This is a genomic window from Pectobacterium wasabiae CFBP 3304, from assembly GCF_001742185.1.
Taxonomy (GTDB): Bacteria; Pseudomonadota; Gammaproteobacteria; order Enterobacterales; family Enterobacteriaceae; genus Pectobacterium; species Pectobacterium wasabiae.
In genome coordinates, this window is the sequence record NZ_CP015750.1 from 1,894,339 (window position 1) to 1,909,044 (window position 14,706).

15 protein-coding genes are annotated in these 14,706 nt (G+C 52.1%); 4 read left to right on the forward strand and 11 right to left on the reverse strand.

What is annotated here, in order from left to right; all coding sequences use genetic code 11:
* Positions 1–65 precede the first annotated feature (65 nt).
* The 3 genes from lldD to A7983_RS08495 all read left to right on the forward strand — a co-directional run bounded on the left by lldD (position 66) and on the right by A7983_RS08495 (position 3,093).
* The gene (gene lldD / locus A7983_RS08485) at positions 66–1,205 is read left to right on the forward strand and encodes an FMN-dependent L-lactate dehydrogenase LldD (RefSeq protein ID WP_005968026.1); all 1,140 of its coding nucleotides are present in this window, start codon (positions 66–68) and stop codon (positions 1,203–1,205) included.
* Positions 1,206–1,329: 124 nt separating this feature from the next.
* The gene (locus A7983_RS08490; protein WP_005968024.1) at positions 1,330–1,830 is read left to right on the forward strand and encodes a GrpB family protein; all 501 of its coding nucleotides are present in this window, start codon (positions 1,330–1,332) and stop codon (positions 1,828–1,830) included.
* A 93-nt stretch (positions 1,831–1,923) separates the two neighbouring features.
* Positions 1,924–3,093: an AI-2E family transporter gene (locus A7983_RS08495; RefSeq protein WP_039478872.1), complete on the forward strand. Its 1,170-nt coding sequence runs from the start codon at positions 1,924–1,926 to the stop codon at positions 3,091–3,093.
* A gap of 153 nt (positions 3,094–3,246) precedes the next feature.
* Here A7983_RS08495 and A7983_RS08500 read toward each other — a convergent pair whose 3' ends face one another.
* On the reverse strand, positions 3,247–3,633 hold the full coding sequence (locus tag A7983_RS08500; protein WP_005968017.1) for a hypothetical protein: 387 nt from the start codon (positions 3,631–3,633) through the stop codon (positions 3,247–3,249).
* Between the two features lie 113 nt (positions 3,634–3,746).
* Between A7983_RS08500 and A7983_RS08505 the strand changes: the two genes are divergently transcribed.
* Positions 3,747–4,292 (forward strand): hypothetical protein, encoded by a 546-nt coding sequence (locus A7983_RS08505; protein ID WP_005968016.1) that lies wholly within the window; start codon positions 3,747–3,749, stop codon positions 4,290–4,292.
* 50 nt (positions 4,293–4,342) lie between these two features.
* Here the strand turns inward: A7983_RS08505 and A7983_RS08510 are convergent, their stop codons facing one another.
* The 10 genes from A7983_RS08510 to A7983_RS08555 form a co-directional block, all read right to left on the reverse strand.
* Complete coding sequence (locus A7983_RS08510; RefSeq protein ID WP_005968013.1) at positions 4,343–4,897, reverse strand: hypothetical protein; 555 nt, start codon at positions 4,895–4,897, stop codon at positions 4,343–4,345.
* A gap of 208 nt (positions 4,898–5,105) precedes the next feature.
* On the reverse strand, positions 5,106–5,426 hold the full coding sequence (locus A7983_RS08515) for a hypothetical protein (protein WP_005968011.1): 321 nt from the start codon (positions 5,424–5,426) through the stop codon (positions 5,106–5,108).
* A 1,179-nt stretch (positions 5,427–6,605) separates the two neighbouring features.
* Positions 6,606–6,962 carry a 2Fe-2S iron-sulfur cluster-binding protein gene (locus tag A7983_RS23225; RefSeq protein WP_005968009.1) on the reverse strand — a complete coding sequence of 119 codons (357 nt, stop codon included), beginning with the start codon at positions 6,960–6,962 and terminating at the stop codon, positions 6,606–6,608.
* A 908-nt stretch (positions 6,963–7,870) separates the two neighbouring features.
* The gene (locus A7983_RS08525) at positions 7,871–8,734 is read right to left on the reverse strand and encodes a YicC/YloC family endoribonuclease (protein WP_005968006.1); all 864 of its coding nucleotides are present in this window, start codon (positions 8,732–8,734) and stop codon (positions 7,871–7,873) included.
* Between the two features lie 98 nt (positions 8,735–8,832).
* Positions 8,833–9,741 carry a LysR family transcriptional regulator gene (locus tag A7983_RS08530; RefSeq protein ID WP_005968004.1) on the reverse strand — a complete coding sequence of 303 codons (909 nt, stop codon included), beginning with the start codon at positions 9,739–9,741 and terminating at the stop codon, positions 8,833–8,835.
* A gap of 200 nt (positions 9,742–9,941) precedes the next feature.
* Positions 9,942–10,889 (reverse strand): isoaspartyl peptidase/L-asparaginase family protein, encoded by a 948-nt coding sequence (locus tag A7983_RS08535; protein ID WP_005968002.1) that lies wholly within the window; start codon positions 10,887–10,889, stop codon positions 9,942–9,944.
* A gap of 49 nt (positions 10,890–10,938) precedes the next feature.
* A complete protein-coding gene (locus A7983_RS08540) occupies positions 10,939–11,760 on the reverse strand; it encodes a M55 family metallopeptidase (RefSeq protein ID WP_005967999.1) in 822 nt (273 codons plus the stop codon).
* A gap of 2 nt (positions 11,761–11,762) precedes the next feature.
* Positions 11,763–12,863, reverse strand: coding sequence for a DmpA family aminopeptidase (locus A7983_RS08545; protein WP_005967997.1), 1,101 nt, complete (start codon positions 12,861–12,863; stop codon positions 11,763–11,765).
* Between the two features lie 8 nt (positions 12,864–12,871).
* Positions 12,872–13,771, reverse strand: a complete 900-nt coding sequence (locus tag A7983_RS08550) for an ABC transporter permease subunit (RefSeq protein WP_005967996.1) — start codon at positions 13,769–13,771, stop codon at positions 12,872–12,874.
* A gap of 8 nt (positions 13,772–13,779) precedes the next feature.
* Positions 13,780–14,700, reverse strand: coding sequence for an ABC transporter permease (locus A7983_RS08555; RefSeq protein WP_005967994.1), 921 nt, complete (start codon positions 14,698–14,700; stop codon positions 13,780–13,782).
* Positions 14,701–14,706: the final 6 nt, after the last annotated feature.

The window sequence follows — 14,706 nt, forward strand, 5'->3', positions numbered from 1 at the left end:
TCCAGTGACGGTTATTCCACTTACCGTGACAGCGGCACCAACAAGAAGAAGGATGGGGAAGGACGATGATCATCTCTGCTTCAACGGACTACCGAGCGGCGGCGCAGCGCAGGCTGCCGCCGTTTCTTTTTCACTATATTGACGGTGGGGCGTACAACGAGCACACGCTCAGGCGTAATACTGCCGATCTGGCAGATATCGCGCTGCGTCAGCGCATTCTGAAAAATATGTCCGATCTGAGTCTGGAAACGCAGCTGTTCGGTGAAAAGCTGGCGATGCCGGTGGTGCTGGCACCCGTTGGCCTGACCGGTATGTATGCCAGACGCGGTGAGGTACAGGCTGCTCGTGCGGCAGCACAGAAAGGGATTCCGTTTACCTTATCCACGGTTTCAGTCTGCCCGATTGAGGAAGTGGCTCCTGCCATCGATCGCCCGATGTGGTTTCAGCTCTACGTGCTAAAAGATCGTGGTTTCATGCGTAATGCGTTGGAGCGTGCGCAGGCGGCGGGGGTGAAGACGCTGGTGTTTACCGTGGATATGCCGACGCCGGGCGCACGCTATCGTGATGCGCATTCTGGCATGAGTGGGCCGAATGCGGCGGCACGTCGTATGTTACAGGCCGTAACTCATCCACAATGGGCGTGGGATGTCGGCCTGAACGGTAAGCCGCACGATTTGGGGAATGTTTCTGCCTATCGCGGTACGCCGACGACGCTGGAAAACTATATCGGTTGGCTGGCGGAGAATTTCGATCCCTCTATTTCGTGGCAGGACTTGGCGTGGATCCGCGAGATGTGGAAAGGGTCGATGATCATCAAAGGCATCCTCGACCCGGAAGATGCTAAAGAGGCAGTGAGGTTCGGCGCAGACGGGATTGTGGTTTCCAATCACGGCGGTCGCCAGTTGGATGGCGTGTTGTCGACGGCACGTGCGCTGCCAGCGATAGCCGATGCGGTGAAAGGCGATATCACCATTCTGGCGGATTCCGGTATTCGTACCGGGCTAGATGTGGTGCGCATGATTGCACTGGGCGCGGATGGCGTGATGCTCGGGCGTGCGTTTGTCTACGCACTGGCGGCGGCAGGTGAAGTGGGCGTGGTTAACCTGCTGAACCTGATCGAAAAAGAGATGCGTGTGGCGATGACGCTCACTGGGGCCAAATCCATTGCCGATATTACCGCAGATTCGTTGGTGCAGGCCGATTGAATGGCCTGTAAGCGCTAATCAGCGCGGCGAGAATCATACTCTCGCCGCGTTTCCTGATGGCTTTTGAACCTTCCCCTAAACGTTGATAACCTTTACGCGATAAGACCGTGTTGGGGATACGCGAATGAGTGAACGAACCATAGCCGTGGTGGATTACGATCCACATTGGGCGACGAATTACGCAACGGCGGCGAGGGCGTTAACGCAGGCGCTCGACGAGGTTGCGGTGAGAGTGCATCACATCGGCAGTACGGCCGTGCCGGGGCTACCCGCTAAGCCAGTGATTGATATGCTGCTGGAAGTGGTTTCGCTGTCCGATTTGGACCGGTTGGATCAGGTCATGGTCGATTTGGGCTATCGTCCGCGCGGAGAAAATGGGATAGCAGGACGTCGTTACTACACCAAAGGTGGCGACGAGCGTACTCACCATCTTCACGCTTTTGTGGTGGGTGACGCGCATGTTCAGCGGCACCTGGTTTTTCGTGATTATCTACGGGCAAACCCTTCCGTATGTGCGGAATACGCGGCAATAAAGCGTGCCGCGGCACTGACGTGTGACAACGATGCTACTGTGTATAGTCAGTTAAAAAATGACTTTATTGCAACTCATGAGGCGCGTGCATAGCTATTTCCTCAGCACTATGCGCTTTTTCCTGTATGGCAAATGTCCGACTTCGTTCTATATTTCGGGGATAGATTGAACGAAGGGGAAATCGTTGTGAATATTAAAGGGCTTACGAAGGGATTCTTCATCCTGATCCTATTTGCCGTCACGCTGGCGTTTTTTGACGTACTCGCGCCGTATTATTCCGCCATTTTATGGGCGGCAGTGTTGGCCATTATCTTCCATCCGCTGAAAAGCAAGATTCGGCAAAAACTGAATGACCGCAACGGCATTGCCTCGCTGCTGACCGTCCTGATTATCTTCCTGATCGTCTTTATTCCATTAGGGATCATTGTTTCTTCGCTGGTGGTGGAAATTAATGGGGTTTACACCCGATTGCAGGGTAGCAATACGCAATTTCCTGTTGTGCTGGCGGAGTTGTTTCAGCATCTGCCCAAATGGGCACGACATTTCCTGACGGAACACAATCTGGATAATGCTGCCAAAATACAGCAAGAGCTTTCTCAGGTGGCGCTGAAAGGGGGGCAATATCTGGCGGGGAGCGTGCTCCTGATCGGCAAAGGGACATTCACCTTCTTCATTGGCTTTGGGGTGATGCTCTACCTGCTCTTTTTCCTTCTGAAAGATGGTTCCTATCTGGTGAACCTGATTCTGGAATCGTTGCCGCTTTCCACCCATGTTAAACACCACCTGCTGGTAAAATTTGCTGCGGTATCGCGGGCGACGGTGAAAGGCACGGCCGTTGTGGCGATTGTGCAGGGAACGCTAGGCGGTATTGCGTTCTCCATCGCAGGAATAGAGGGTAGCCTGCTGTGGGGGTCGTTGATGGCGTTTCTGTCTCTGATTCCTGCCGTGGGTTCGGCGATTATCTGGGTACCTGCCGCTGTCTTCCTGTTCGCTACAGGTATGCTTTGGCAAGCCATCTTCATTGTTGCATTCTTTGTGCTGGTGATTGGTCTGGTAGACAACATTCTGCGTCCGCTGCTGGTGGGGAAAGACACCAAAATGCCGGATTACCTGATTCTGATCGCTACGCTGGGCGGCATGGAAATCTACGGTATCAACGGTTTTGTGATTGGTCCGCTGATTGCTGCGTTGTTCATCGCCTGTTGGAATATTCTGTCTGGACGTGATAATCAGGAAAATATTGAAGGTATCGATGAAGATTTTATCGAAGAAGGGCGTCAGCACCCGAATGTGGCAAAACCGGAAGAGAGCGAGGTGCTAGAAGGTCAGGCCGCTGAACGTAAGACCACGGAGTAAGCGCGCTGTTCTGAGCGTGAGTCGGAGGGATTGGCTCTTAGAGTTGATCCCTCTTACGTCCAACCCGTATGCGCCGAGCGCGATAGCGTCGTAGAGGCCGTTGTCGTCCATATTCGCTTCCCTCTTCAGCATGCTTTGCCAGAGACACGGGCTTCAGCGCGTTGGGCTGTAAGCTTTTGCCTCGGCGTCCCACGGTATGCTGTGATCCTCAATGGTGACGCGCCACTCACAGTGAGTCAGGGCGGTGCGTATCTCGGATAAGCACTGGCACCAGTACTGCACGCCAATCCAGGACGCGTTTTCATCGCTATCGGGGAGTTGAGTCGAGCCAGAGAGCACGATCCCCTTCCTAAAAACATTACCGGTTTTCACGTTGAGGCTGAAATCAAATGACGCCCAATTCAGACCTTCACCGGTCATCAGATATTTCTCAATTTGTTCATTAACGGAATAGCGTTGGACAATATGCTGCACGGCAGATATCTCTTTTTGATCCAGGTTTTTTTTGCGTCGTGCGGTGTAATAGAGAGAAATTGCCACGTTGCCTCTTAGCGTTATAGTGTTAAGGTAAAGATATATTCGCTTTTATTCTTGAATAAAAAATGCAGTAAAATAATCAGGAAGTTCTGATTTTATAAACGTAAGGGATGGTTATGTTGGGGAAAATTCTTCTGATTGGGGTGAGTGCAGTATTACTCAGTGGGTGCTCGGTCGCAACGTACAGCAATAAGCTGGAGGACTACCAGGGAACGGATCGCGTTGGCATGACGTTTGATAACCGTAACCTCGACTATATTCGCGTTTATCCGAATACTGATCGATGTATTAATATCGATGCGCCAGAAAATGGCTACACCAATAACGCGATTGGGTTCCAAACTAAACTCAATAATAAAGAACTCGGCTTCCCTGAAATTCCCGAAACGCCAACGATGATTCGTGAGTTTTGGGTCAGTGCGAAAAACAATATCGCGGTCAGAATGATTGCAGGTAATGGCGGGTTTAGAACCGTGACGTTTAAGCCCGTGGTCGGGAATTACTACTATATCACTGGTGAGTTTGCCGGACCTTATTCGGCACGACGCCTTGAAGTCTATGAAGTGTTCAAGACCGAAAAAGGCTACTACGACCGCCGACTTGTCAAAGATTTGATGCTGAAAAACTGCGGCCAATTTTCTTCCAGAATGCAGAAATTTTAATTATTAGGTTGCGGCCAGATACCCATGTTATCTGGCCGCTTCTACCGCATTTACGTCAGTTGCTTTCCTGAGAACGTACCGGCATACCAGGCATCCATCACTGATAGCAGATTTTTCACTTCTTCGACGGTCAGGCCGTAAGAATTCGCATTTTCATGAGGTTTAACGACGAGCAGCGGAGCATCGGCACGCGTGTGCAGATAATCGAACTGATATTCCACCTCCGTGTTGTAAAACAGACTTCCGCCAACGTTTCCGGCCTTACGTAATTGCTTGATCTGCTTGTCTTGCGCATTCGGATTTTCCGCCCAGATCAGGAAATCACGCAGCGGCTGCGTCTGGCGCGAAAAATCATCACGCGTGAAGCCGAAATAGGCGTATTCGGTTCTTACCACTAACGCAATTTTGCTCTTATCGTCAGTAATTCTGACGTTAAACGATCGCTTATCCACAGTACAGTCACGAAACTGCGGTTTGTAATCACAGGCAGAAAGGTTGTCGGTTTCATAGACTTCGTAGAGACGCATCGTGGCGTATTTATCGAAGGTGGTGATCGCCTGACAGCCTGTTAGCGTGAGGAGGAGGGGGAGAATGAAGTAACGCATGTCTGTTTTTCCCTGTTTTGCAGCAAGTGAGGATGTGTTGGAAAGGATGTTGAGAAGCGTTGTTCCGATTAAAGACTCGCCGTTTATTTGGAATCAGGCAGTTATGAAAACATTGGTTTTGAAAAAATTCAACTGTGTTGGAAAGCATCAATGATTGGGCCACCGATGTGGCCCCGCGATATGTTAGAACGACGTCCAGTCCTGTGAATCATTTTTTGGCTTTGCTGAAGATGCGATCGCTAGCTTGCCCGCTGCTTCGAAGGCCAACTCTGGCTGTAGAGACAGCCGCCTCACGGTCGCCTGCCGTTATCGCAGAGATAATTTTATTGCTTGAATCGATGAAATCGTTTTTTATCAATAGCATGTCAGACATGATTGTGCTGAGATTGGGATCGTTAGTCTCCAGAGTGTCCTGATCGATCTTTTTTAATAAGACTCCACCATTCTTACGAATATCCTCGATGGTGTTTAGTACATCACGTAACTGTTTCTCGTCGGAAGCCAGTAATAAACCTTCATAGGCAATCACGATTTTATTAACGTTATATTTTTTGGATCGCTAAATTGGCATTAAGCGTGGATGAATGGTGCTGTTAGCAGTGGTAGATCATCATTTTTTGAGAACCGAACGAAATGATAAAGACATTTTTTAACAATGCGATAGGCCATTTTACTTGCTACATTAATAGCATCGATTTTTTACCATCGATACACTAACCTTGTCACCGCATGGATTATCGGACAGTGAAATAAAATCTTCATCAAATTGATCGTTTATAGCATTTAAAAAATAATGAAAAGGCGAGCTCTGTTAATATAAAACATCGATCGTTAAAATAAACTGAAGTGTAAAAATAGTAGCTTAACGATTTATTAAAATAAGAAACGGAAACTTTACAATGTAAGAATATAATTAATGTTGCTCTTTTTTTAAGAAAAATGAAACGATACTATTAAATTTAATTCTAAAAAATATTTTATAAACTGCAATTAATTTGCAAAAAAATAAGCATAAAACAATAACAGCTACGCTGTGCTTCTTCATTTTAATCACATCATGGTATTGGATAGCGCGATCTTATCCTGCCAGAATGGATGTAGTCTAAGCTCGGCACTATCTCTCAAACAGTGGCTTTCTGAGGACAGGCACACGATGGTTAGCGGTTAAGGGAAACTAACGCACATGCGCCTGGGATATGGCAGGAATCTATCTTATATCGTACTTACCACCAACCAAAGTGGCTACCTAAGCCGACGATGACGGCAACGACGATAAAAACAACCGTTGGTTTACTCATTTTCACTCCATTTGGCGTTATATCAGGCTTAAAAGCGGTTAATTGGGCTGCGCGTGAGAATAAGGCAAATAGCGGGAGTGGTCTACTGGCATCCATCGCGCAGGCTTTTTGGCTCTGTAAATCTTGAGTAACTTCTTAACAGCTTTGTTGCCGCTCTATGCTTGCCAGTCTATGTCGGACTGATTCTGCTCCCGGAACTGATGCAGGACATGGAGAGCATGGCACCGATGGTGACGTTGGGCCTTCCCAAGAATGGTAAAGGAAAGACCACATCAATACGAAAAGGCCTGGAAAAAAACAGCCAGTCAATTAAGAAATTGACTGGCGTTAGCCGGATATACAGGTTTTGTTTTATTGCCCCTTTTTTTAAAACCATGGTTCAAGATCTTAAAATGGAGAATAATTCCCACTTAAAACCAGTATGTAACACCCACAGGAACAGACCTGTCACGATTCAAGCGGTTACGTATCTCTTCTTCAGGCCCGCCAAATAGGGATTCCTCTCCGCTTCTGATAACACAGTTGCTTAATGGATAAGCTGAGCACAATAATATGAAATCCTGTTTTTGTTCCTCTGTTAGAAACGAGGCGTCACTTTGATCAACTTTCCCCCAAATGCGTAATGCTACGCATGAGGAACATGAGCCGGCTCTGCATGAATAGGGTGAATCAATTCCTGCATTTTCGGCGGCATCCAGTATATAAGTATCATCAGTACATTCAAATTCAACATTAGTAGTTAAATCTTTTATTATATATGTAGCCATAGTGGTTTTCCTTTATTATTGAAGTGAGATTGTTTATCGAACGCAATAACAATTCTTTCTATTGCACCCCTTTTCCCTTTTGACGCTATCGACAGGGGTATTTACAGATTCAATTTTTTTTTCATTTACACTTTCTTTTTTAGTGTCCTGCGGTAACTGAACGTTTTTATCTTTTTTTTCTGACATATTTACTTCCCCTTTTTATAAGAACATCGCTACTGCGAGGTCTGGTTTAATTTTGTTTTTCGTATGCCACCCAATTGCTTATTAACCTTTGCAACCACCGGCACGCGCTGGCGGCCAACTGGAGTGCATTTGACAATTATCCTGTAAACGATCGGTTTTTAATTTAAATTCACTTTAGTATTGATGCTGTGCTGATTGACCTGATGAGCAATACCATCGACGAGCCATAAATTCTGGCACCTGTCGCGGCGTGGTAATATTTTATTTCTCAATTTAGAACGTGCGATATCCAATATGGCATACATCGGTTTGAGGTGATTTTCAGTGGTTAATTCGGCAATGTTATTACTGAAAATATTTCTCAGACTATTTTCAAGGTGAGCGCCTTCCTAGCCGTTAAGACCATTATTTTTTGAAGTTATAAAGTTAGATTCCGTTAGTTGGCGGCATAATCCGGGTGTGGATCCATTCCAACTGGGTAGGCGATTGGTGGTCGTTAATGTCTACGCTGTTATTTATGAGTAGGATTGCGTGGGGAATATCATTACGTTTAGCAAACCGATATCTGGACATTTACTAATTAGGTGTACTTAAATCGCCGAGCAATGGGTACACCTAGGTGTACACGATAATCATGCGCTTTGTTGCTTCTCTATGATAGCCAATAAAAAAATAACGCCCTGAAACAAGGCGTTATGTGAGTAATTTAAGCGATTCGAAAATCACTCAATATTTTGAATCTGTTCCCGCATTTGCTCAATCAGCACCTTCAACTCAATGGCTGACGCGGTGACGTCGGCGTTGATGGATTTCGAGGCCAGCGTGTTCGATTCGCGGTTGAATTCCTGCATCATGAAGTCGAGGCGGCGGCCGACGGCTTCTTCTTTTTTCAGGATTTTATAGGTTTCTTTGACGTGTGCGTCGAGGCGATCGAGTTCTTCAGCAACATCGACACGCTGCGCCATCAGCACCAGTTCCTGTTCCAGGCGGTTATTTTCCAACTGTACCTGCGCATCTTCCAGCTTGCTTTGCAGGCGCTCGCGCTGCCATAGCAGGACGTTCGGCATCTGGGCACGGACTTTGATGACCTCAGCGCTGACGCCTGCCAGACGCTGTTCGATCAGGGCTTTCAATGCATTACCTTCGCTTTCACGGGCAATAATGAAGTCATCCAGCGCACCTTCCAATGCTTTCAGCAGTTCGGTGCTGATGGCGTCCAGATCCTGCTCTTCTGCCGACATCACGCCCGGCCAGCGCAAAATATCGACTGGGTTGATTTCGCCCTCGTCGCTCTGCATTTTGACCCAGTTGGCAGCATTAACTAGCTGCTTCGCCAGCTTTTCGTTCAGGATCAGCGCACTTTGCGCACTAGGGTCGAGTTCAAACCGCAGGTTGCATTCGATTTTTCCACGAGTTAAACGGGCGCGGATACGCTCGCGAGCCACGGGTTCGAGGCTGCGGAACTGTTCCGGTAAACGAAGATAGGTTTCCAGATAGCGCTGGTTAACGGAACGGAGTTCCCAGGCTGCGCTTCCCCAGTTGCCCTTGATTTCTCGGCGGGCGTAAGCGGTCATGCTGCGAATCATTGGTGCATACCTGTAAAGCAAATGATGGGAAGGATTATAGCGTTGAGTCCCTCGCAGGGGATAGGAAAAACCGTCCGTGGCGTGGCGTCTGTCGAGAATCAGACGGTGTAAAGCAGAGTCTCGTGCTGTCTGGCGATGTCGCGACAGCGGTTTTTCATCATCTGTTTCAACTGTAGCGTTGCCTGCGATTGCGGGTTGTCACGGCGACTAATCAGCGTGACTTCAAAGGGCAGAGGCTGGTCGATGGGAACGATTTTGAGTTGGTCGGCATAGCGGCAGGCGGTGAAGAGATCGACGATGCCCGCGCCGCCACCCGCCAGCACAATATCGGCAATTACCGAGTAAGTCTTGATGTAGAGCGAAGCCGTCGGCTGTAGCGCCTTGTCGCGCAGTGCACGGTGTACCACCTGACCGAGCGGGTCCTGATGCTGCATCATCAGCAGGTTATTGTTGCACAGCCATTCCAGTGATACCGGGCCGTTCACTGGGCTGTTTTTCGGCAAAAGGGCGACCATCGTGGACTGGAACAGCGGCTCTGCCAGCAGCTCGGACGGTACCTGTTGGCCAAAGATCAGCGCGAAATCGAGCTGATTTTGCAGGATGTTCTGGCACAACGTACTGAAGTGCTCGGTCACCAACTCGACGTTAACCGAGGCTGCCTGCTTATGAAATTCGACCAGCGTTGGTGCGACGATCATCTGCCCGAACGCGTGTGCCGCGCCCAGCCGCACGGAGTGTGCTTTGCTGGTTTTGATTTGTTCGGTGAGTGAACTGATGCTTTGCAGGTGACTGAAAAGCTCCTGCACTTTCGGGATCAACCGCAGCCCCTCTTCGGTGGCGACCATCCCCTGTGTGCGCCGCTCAAACAAGGAAAATCCAAGCTGTTGTTCCGCATGATTCAATACCCGGCTGACATTGGGCTGCGAGACGTTGAGCAAACGGGCCGCGCCACTGATGGTGCCTGCTTGAACAATGGCCTGGAAGATTTCAATATGGCGTAATCGCATGAATGCAGGCTCCGGCTGACGCTTTCTGATGAACGTCGTATGAGTAATAACCAAAATGCCTGCAAGTATTACGCCAGGTTATAAGGCCGTGATTAATGGCACATCAACCCTTGATGAGAACAATTTTTGCACTATTTTGACGCACAACATTGGTGCAGTGCACCAATGTTGTGCGTTTTATCCCGTTAGCGACGGCCAACTTAACGATAGATATCGGCGACGGGTTCTTCTCCCACGTAGCCATAGCCGCGGTACATTCCTTCACTGTTGAACGGCAGGGCGATGTTGCCCGCTTTGTCGACGGCAATCATCCCGCCGCTGCCGTCCATCCGCAGTAATTTTTCCATCACTACTCGGTCGCTGGCTTGTTGTAGCGTCAACCCGGCGTATTCCATCAGCGCCGAGACATCATAAGCAGCGACGGCGCGCATAAAGACTTCGCCCGTACCCGTGCAGGAAACCGCGACCGTCTGGTTATTGGCGTAGCAGCCTGCGCCGATGATTGGGCTATCGCCTACGCGCCCAGCCTGTTTGTTGGTCATGCCGCCCGTCGAGGTGGCCGCAGCGAGATTACCTGCACTGTCGAGAGCGACTGCGCCTACGGTGCCGAACTTACGGTCAGGATCGATAGGGTCGCTCTGGCCGTCATGATCGAGGATGACGCGGCCTGATCCTGCCTGCGCATTATGGAGTTGCTGGCGGCGTTCGTCGGTGGAGAAGAACGCGGGATCAACCCTTTCCAGTCCGTGCTGCTGGGCAAACGCTTCCGCACCATCGGCGGTAAACATCACATGCGGACTGGCTTCGAGTACGGTACGCGCTGCCAGAATTGGGTTACGGATATGGCTGACGCAACTGACGGCTCCGGCATCCAACGAGCGTCCATCCATAATGCTGGCATCAAGTTCGTGGGTTTCCGCGTGGGTGAAGACTGAGCCGTGTCCGGCATTGAACAACGGGCACTCTTCCAGCAGACGGACGGCTTCCGTCACGGCATCCAGCGCGCTGCCGTTTTCAGCGAGAATGCGTTGTCCACTGGCGACAATCTCAGACAACGCTGCCAGATAGCGTTGCTCTTTTTCAGCGCTCATGGCTGAGCGGGTCAGCGCGCCTGCGCCACCGTGGATCACAATCACGGGTTTCGTCATGCGATAAATTCTCTTTTCAATCGGTTTTCGCGCCGCGAATAGACCGGAATCAGTTTTGCGTTGTCGCCAGATAGGAAAATGCACCCAGCAGGCTGGTGATTTCGCGCATGCTTTGCGCCGTATAACCTACGGTTATGGCATCCAAACGTTCAACGTTCGGCAGCAGACAGAATAGATCGGCCAGCACCGGCCTTGCCACCATCAGTTCGAGACGGTAAGGAGCCTGAATTCGCGAATTCAGTGTACGGTGTGCTTTTTCCACGGCTGCCTTTGCTGCATCACGAATCACCTTGCGCGCCTGTTCGGTGCTGAGGGATTCCGCCGCGTGCTGTGAGATAGCGCGTTTGACACAGGCGTAGTCAGTGGCGGGGTAGTAGCGGGCAATCCAACTCTGGAGCGTGTCGTCGCCGCTGACCAGCCAGAGCGGTGTCTTTTGTTCCACGCCCGCAGCGGCGTAGATGTCGCTTTCGCCCATGATTTCACCGTTGATGCGCACGCGGTAGAAGGCGCGGCCGTTGATGGTGTGCGACAGTACGCCGAACTCACCCGCTGCGCTGTGGTAACCGATAAACATCAGGCCGTCGAACTGCTGCTGCTCCAGTCCTTCGACCATTGAGTAGCCGCGCGGCTTGCCCTGTACCAGTCGGGCGCGGGCGTCGATATTCTCAGCGCGCAGGTTAACCATTGCGGCATGGCTGTCGGCGACCACCACTTCTGTTGCACCACCCGCGAATGCGCCGTCAATGGCGGCATTCACTTCCTGTTCCATCAGGCCGCGTGCCAGTTGGTATTCCGCAGTGCCGGGGCTGCACTGCTCTGGGCGCATTACGCCTGCGATCCCTTCAATATCGGCGGAGATAAAAATTTTCATGATCAATTTCCTACGGGAGAATGTCCTACGGAAGAGAGAGCTGCGGCTAGCTTATCCAACGCCTGTGACAGCGTCGGGCGATGATGGCCGCGAAAACCGGTAACGGCGTCAGCCTGAAGCATGGCGTCGAGCACCGCGTGTTCGGTCGCGTCGGCGGCAGCGCTTAGCAGCGGTTCAAGCTGTGCGTCCTCCGGCGGTTGTGGTTGTGGGCAGGTGGAGAACGCCACGGCGATGTCGCCGGAACCGTGCCCCCAGTAGCTGCCGAGTCTTCCCAGCCCCGCACCCGCACGTTTAGCGATGCGTTTGAGCTGGCGAGCATCGAGCGGTGCATCCGTCGCCATGATAATGATGATCGATCCGGCGTCCTGCTGTGGTGCGAGCCCCGGCAGAAGGGGCTCGATGGCGTCTCCCATCTGCACGCCGTCCAGCGTCAGCGCGGAAAGCGTGCCGAAGTTTGCCAGCACCAGTACGCCGAGCGTGGCATTCAATTCAGGGATCAGGCGCGATGCGGTGCCGATGCCACCTTTCAGGCTAAAGCAGCTCATGCCGCGTCCTGCACCGACGCTGCCGCGTGCAAAGCTATCAGATGCACTCTCCAGCGCGTGCTGCGCCATCGGTTCCGTCACCGCCAGCGCCTGAATATCGTTCAGCCAGCCGTCGTTGCACTCCAGCGCCAGCGGGTTAACCGTCGGCAGTGTGCGACCTAGTTCGGGATTGCGGGAAATAGCGTCGCGCACCAGTGCGGTAAACAGCGTACCCGTTGCCAGCGTGTTGCTGAGTAAGATAGGCGTTTGCAGCAGCCCCAACTCCTCAATCTGCACCAGTCCAACAGGTTTGGCGAAGCCGTTCAGCACCGCCGCGCCGCAGGGCAGGGGTTGGGTGAATAGGTTCTCGCCGGGCGGCACAATCGCGGTCACGCCAGTTTGCACTTCCCCCGCTGCCAGCGTGCAGTGGCCGACGCGCACGCCTGCCACATCGCTAATGCTGTTATACGGTCCACTGGCCGAGCGCGGCGTACCCAACTGCCGCGCCGTTTTCCAGCGTTGTAGCAACAGCGCTTGCTGCTGCTGGTGATAGTCGTTCATCTGATGATCGCCGTGCATCGCCTTCCTCAGCTTTTCAGTTTGGGATCGAGCGTATCACGCAGCGCATCCCCCAGCAGGTTAAACGCCAGCACGGTGAAGAAAATCGCCAGACCAGGGAACACGCTAACGTGCCACGCGCCTGCCATCATTAAGCTACGGCTCATCGCCAGAATATTGCCCCATTCCGGCACGTCCGGCTCTGGGCCAAGGCCGATGAAGCTCAGCCCCGCTGCGGTCAGGATGCTGGTGCCGATACGCATAGTGAAATAGACGATCACGTTAGGCAGCGTGCCGGGCAAGATGTGGCGCATGAGTATGATGCGATCCGGCGCACCAGCACAGCGTACCGCTTCTACATAGGCCGCCTGTTTCAGCGATAGCGTGGAGGCGCGCACGATACGGGCGAAGACTGGCACGCTGAAGACTGCCACGGCGATAATCACGTTATTCAGGCCGGGGCCGAGGATCGCGACGACCGCAATCGCCAGCAGCATGCCGGGGAACGCAAATAGCACGTCGGAACCGCGCATGATCAGCGTATCCACCCAACGGCCGTAGTACCCTGCCAATAGGCCGAGCACGATGCCAGCTAGCATCCCCAGCGTGACGGAGAAAATGCCGATGTATAACGAGATACGTGCGCCGTAGATGATACGGCTCATCACATCGCGCCCCAGATCGTCGGTGCCCATCCAGTGTGCTGCCGAAGGGGGGGACGCCAGCTCTGCCCAGTCGGGCTCCATCGGGTTCCACGGCGCTAGCCAAGGGGCGAAAATGGCGACCAGCACCAGCAGCAGGACGAAGCCGCTGGAAACCAGCGCCATCGGGTTACGGATAAAGACCTGAACGAAATCGCGCCACGGCGAACGTATCGTTTCTTCATCAAGCGTGGCAACGGCCACGACGGGGTCGGAAGGGAGGTTCATCGTGTCTCCTAACGTAGGCGAATCGCCGGATTGACCACCGCGTACAGCAGGTCCACCAACAGATTAATGACAATAAATTCAAACACGAACAGCATCACGAGTGCCTGAATGACCGGCTGATCCTGCGTCTTGATTGACTCAATCAATAGCCAGCCCAGTCCCGGCCAGCTAAACACGCTTTCGACCACGATGGAGCCACCGAGCAGGAAGCCGAATTGCAGCCCAAGCATGGTGATGACTGGGATCAATGCGTTACGCATCACATGCTTCCAGGTGACCAACCGATTGCGTAGTCCCTTGGAACGCGCGGTGCGCACGTAATCTTCCTGTGCGACTTCCAGAAACGCGGATCGGGTAAAGCGCGCCATCACAGCGGCTACTGATGCCCCGAGCGTCAGCGCCGGCAGAATGATATCGCTGGGCTGATTAAAGCCGCTGACGGAAAAGACGCCGAACGGCATGGCCACAAACTGAATCAGCAACAGGCCGAGCCAGAACGGCGGCATGGAAATCCCACCGACCGCGAAACTCATTAATGTCCAGTCCTGCCATTTCCCCCGCTTGAGCGCGGAAACCACGCCGATCAGCAGGCCAAGCAGCACCGACCAGACAAAACCCGCCAGCGCCAGCCACATGGTGGGCATAAAGCTCTTGCTGATGACGTCGATGACCGGCTGCTGCGTGCGGTATGTCACCCCCAGATCGCCGCTGAACAAGCCGCCGAGCCAGCGGACATACTGCTGTGGCAGCGGATCGTTCAACCCTAGCTGCTGACGGGCGGCTTCCACCGCCTCAATGGTCGCGTCAGCGCCAGCGTAAATACGTGCCGGGTCACCCGGCAGCAGTTTGATAAAACCGAACACTAACAGGGAGACCACCAGCAGAACCGGGATCATTTCCAGCAAACGTCGGACGATATAAGCAAACATGGCGTT

Excerpts from the sequence above, each read along its gene's own strand:
- A7983_RS08530 (WP_005968004.1), bottom strand. The coding sequence starts at position 9,741 with ATGCGATTACGCCATATTGAAATCTTCCAGGCCATTGTTCAAGCAGGC.
- lldD (WP_005968026.1), top strand. The coding sequence starts at position 66 with ATGATCATCTCTGCTTCAACGGACTACCGAGCGGCGGCGCAGCGCAGG.
- A7983_RS08550 (WP_005967996.1), bottom strand. The coding sequence starts at position 13,771 with ATGAACCTCCCTTCCGACCCCGTCGTGGCCGTTGCCACGCTTGATGAA.
- A7983_RS08545 (WP_005967997.1), bottom strand. The coding sequence starts at position 12,863 with ATGCACGGCGATCATCAGATGAACGACTATCACCAGCAGCAGCAAGCG.
- A7983_RS23225 (WP_005968009.1), bottom strand. The coding sequence starts at position 6,962 with ATGGCTACATATATAATAAAAGATTTAACTACTAATGTTGAATTTGAA.
- A7983_RS08540 (WP_005967999.1), bottom strand. The coding sequence starts at position 11,760 with ATGAAAATTTTTATCTCCGCCGATATTGAAGGGATCGCAGGCGTAATG.
- A7983_RS08505 (WP_005968016.1), top strand. The coding sequence starts at position 3,747 with ATGTTGGGGAAAATTCTTCTGATTGGGGTGAGTGCAGTATTACTCAGT.
- A7983_RS08525 (WP_005968006.1), bottom strand. The coding sequence starts at position 8,734 with ATGATTCGCAGCATGACCGCTTACGCCCGCCGAGAAATCAAGGGCAAC.
- A7983_RS08510 (WP_005968013.1), bottom strand. The coding sequence starts at position 4,897 with ATGCGTTACTTCATTCTCCCCCTCCTCCTCACGCTAACAGGCTGTCAG.
- A7983_RS08490 (WP_005968024.1), top strand. The coding sequence starts at position 1,330 with ATGAGTGAACGAACCATAGCCGTGGTGGATTACGATCCACATTGGGCG.
- A7983_RS08535 (WP_005968002.1), bottom strand. The coding sequence starts at position 10,889 with ATGACGAAACCCGTGATTGTGATCCACGGTGGCGCAGGCGCGCTGACC.
- A7983_RS08555 (WP_005967994.1), bottom strand. The coding sequence starts at position 14,700 with ATGTTTGCTTATATCGTCCGACGTTTGCTGGAAATGATCCCGGTTCTG.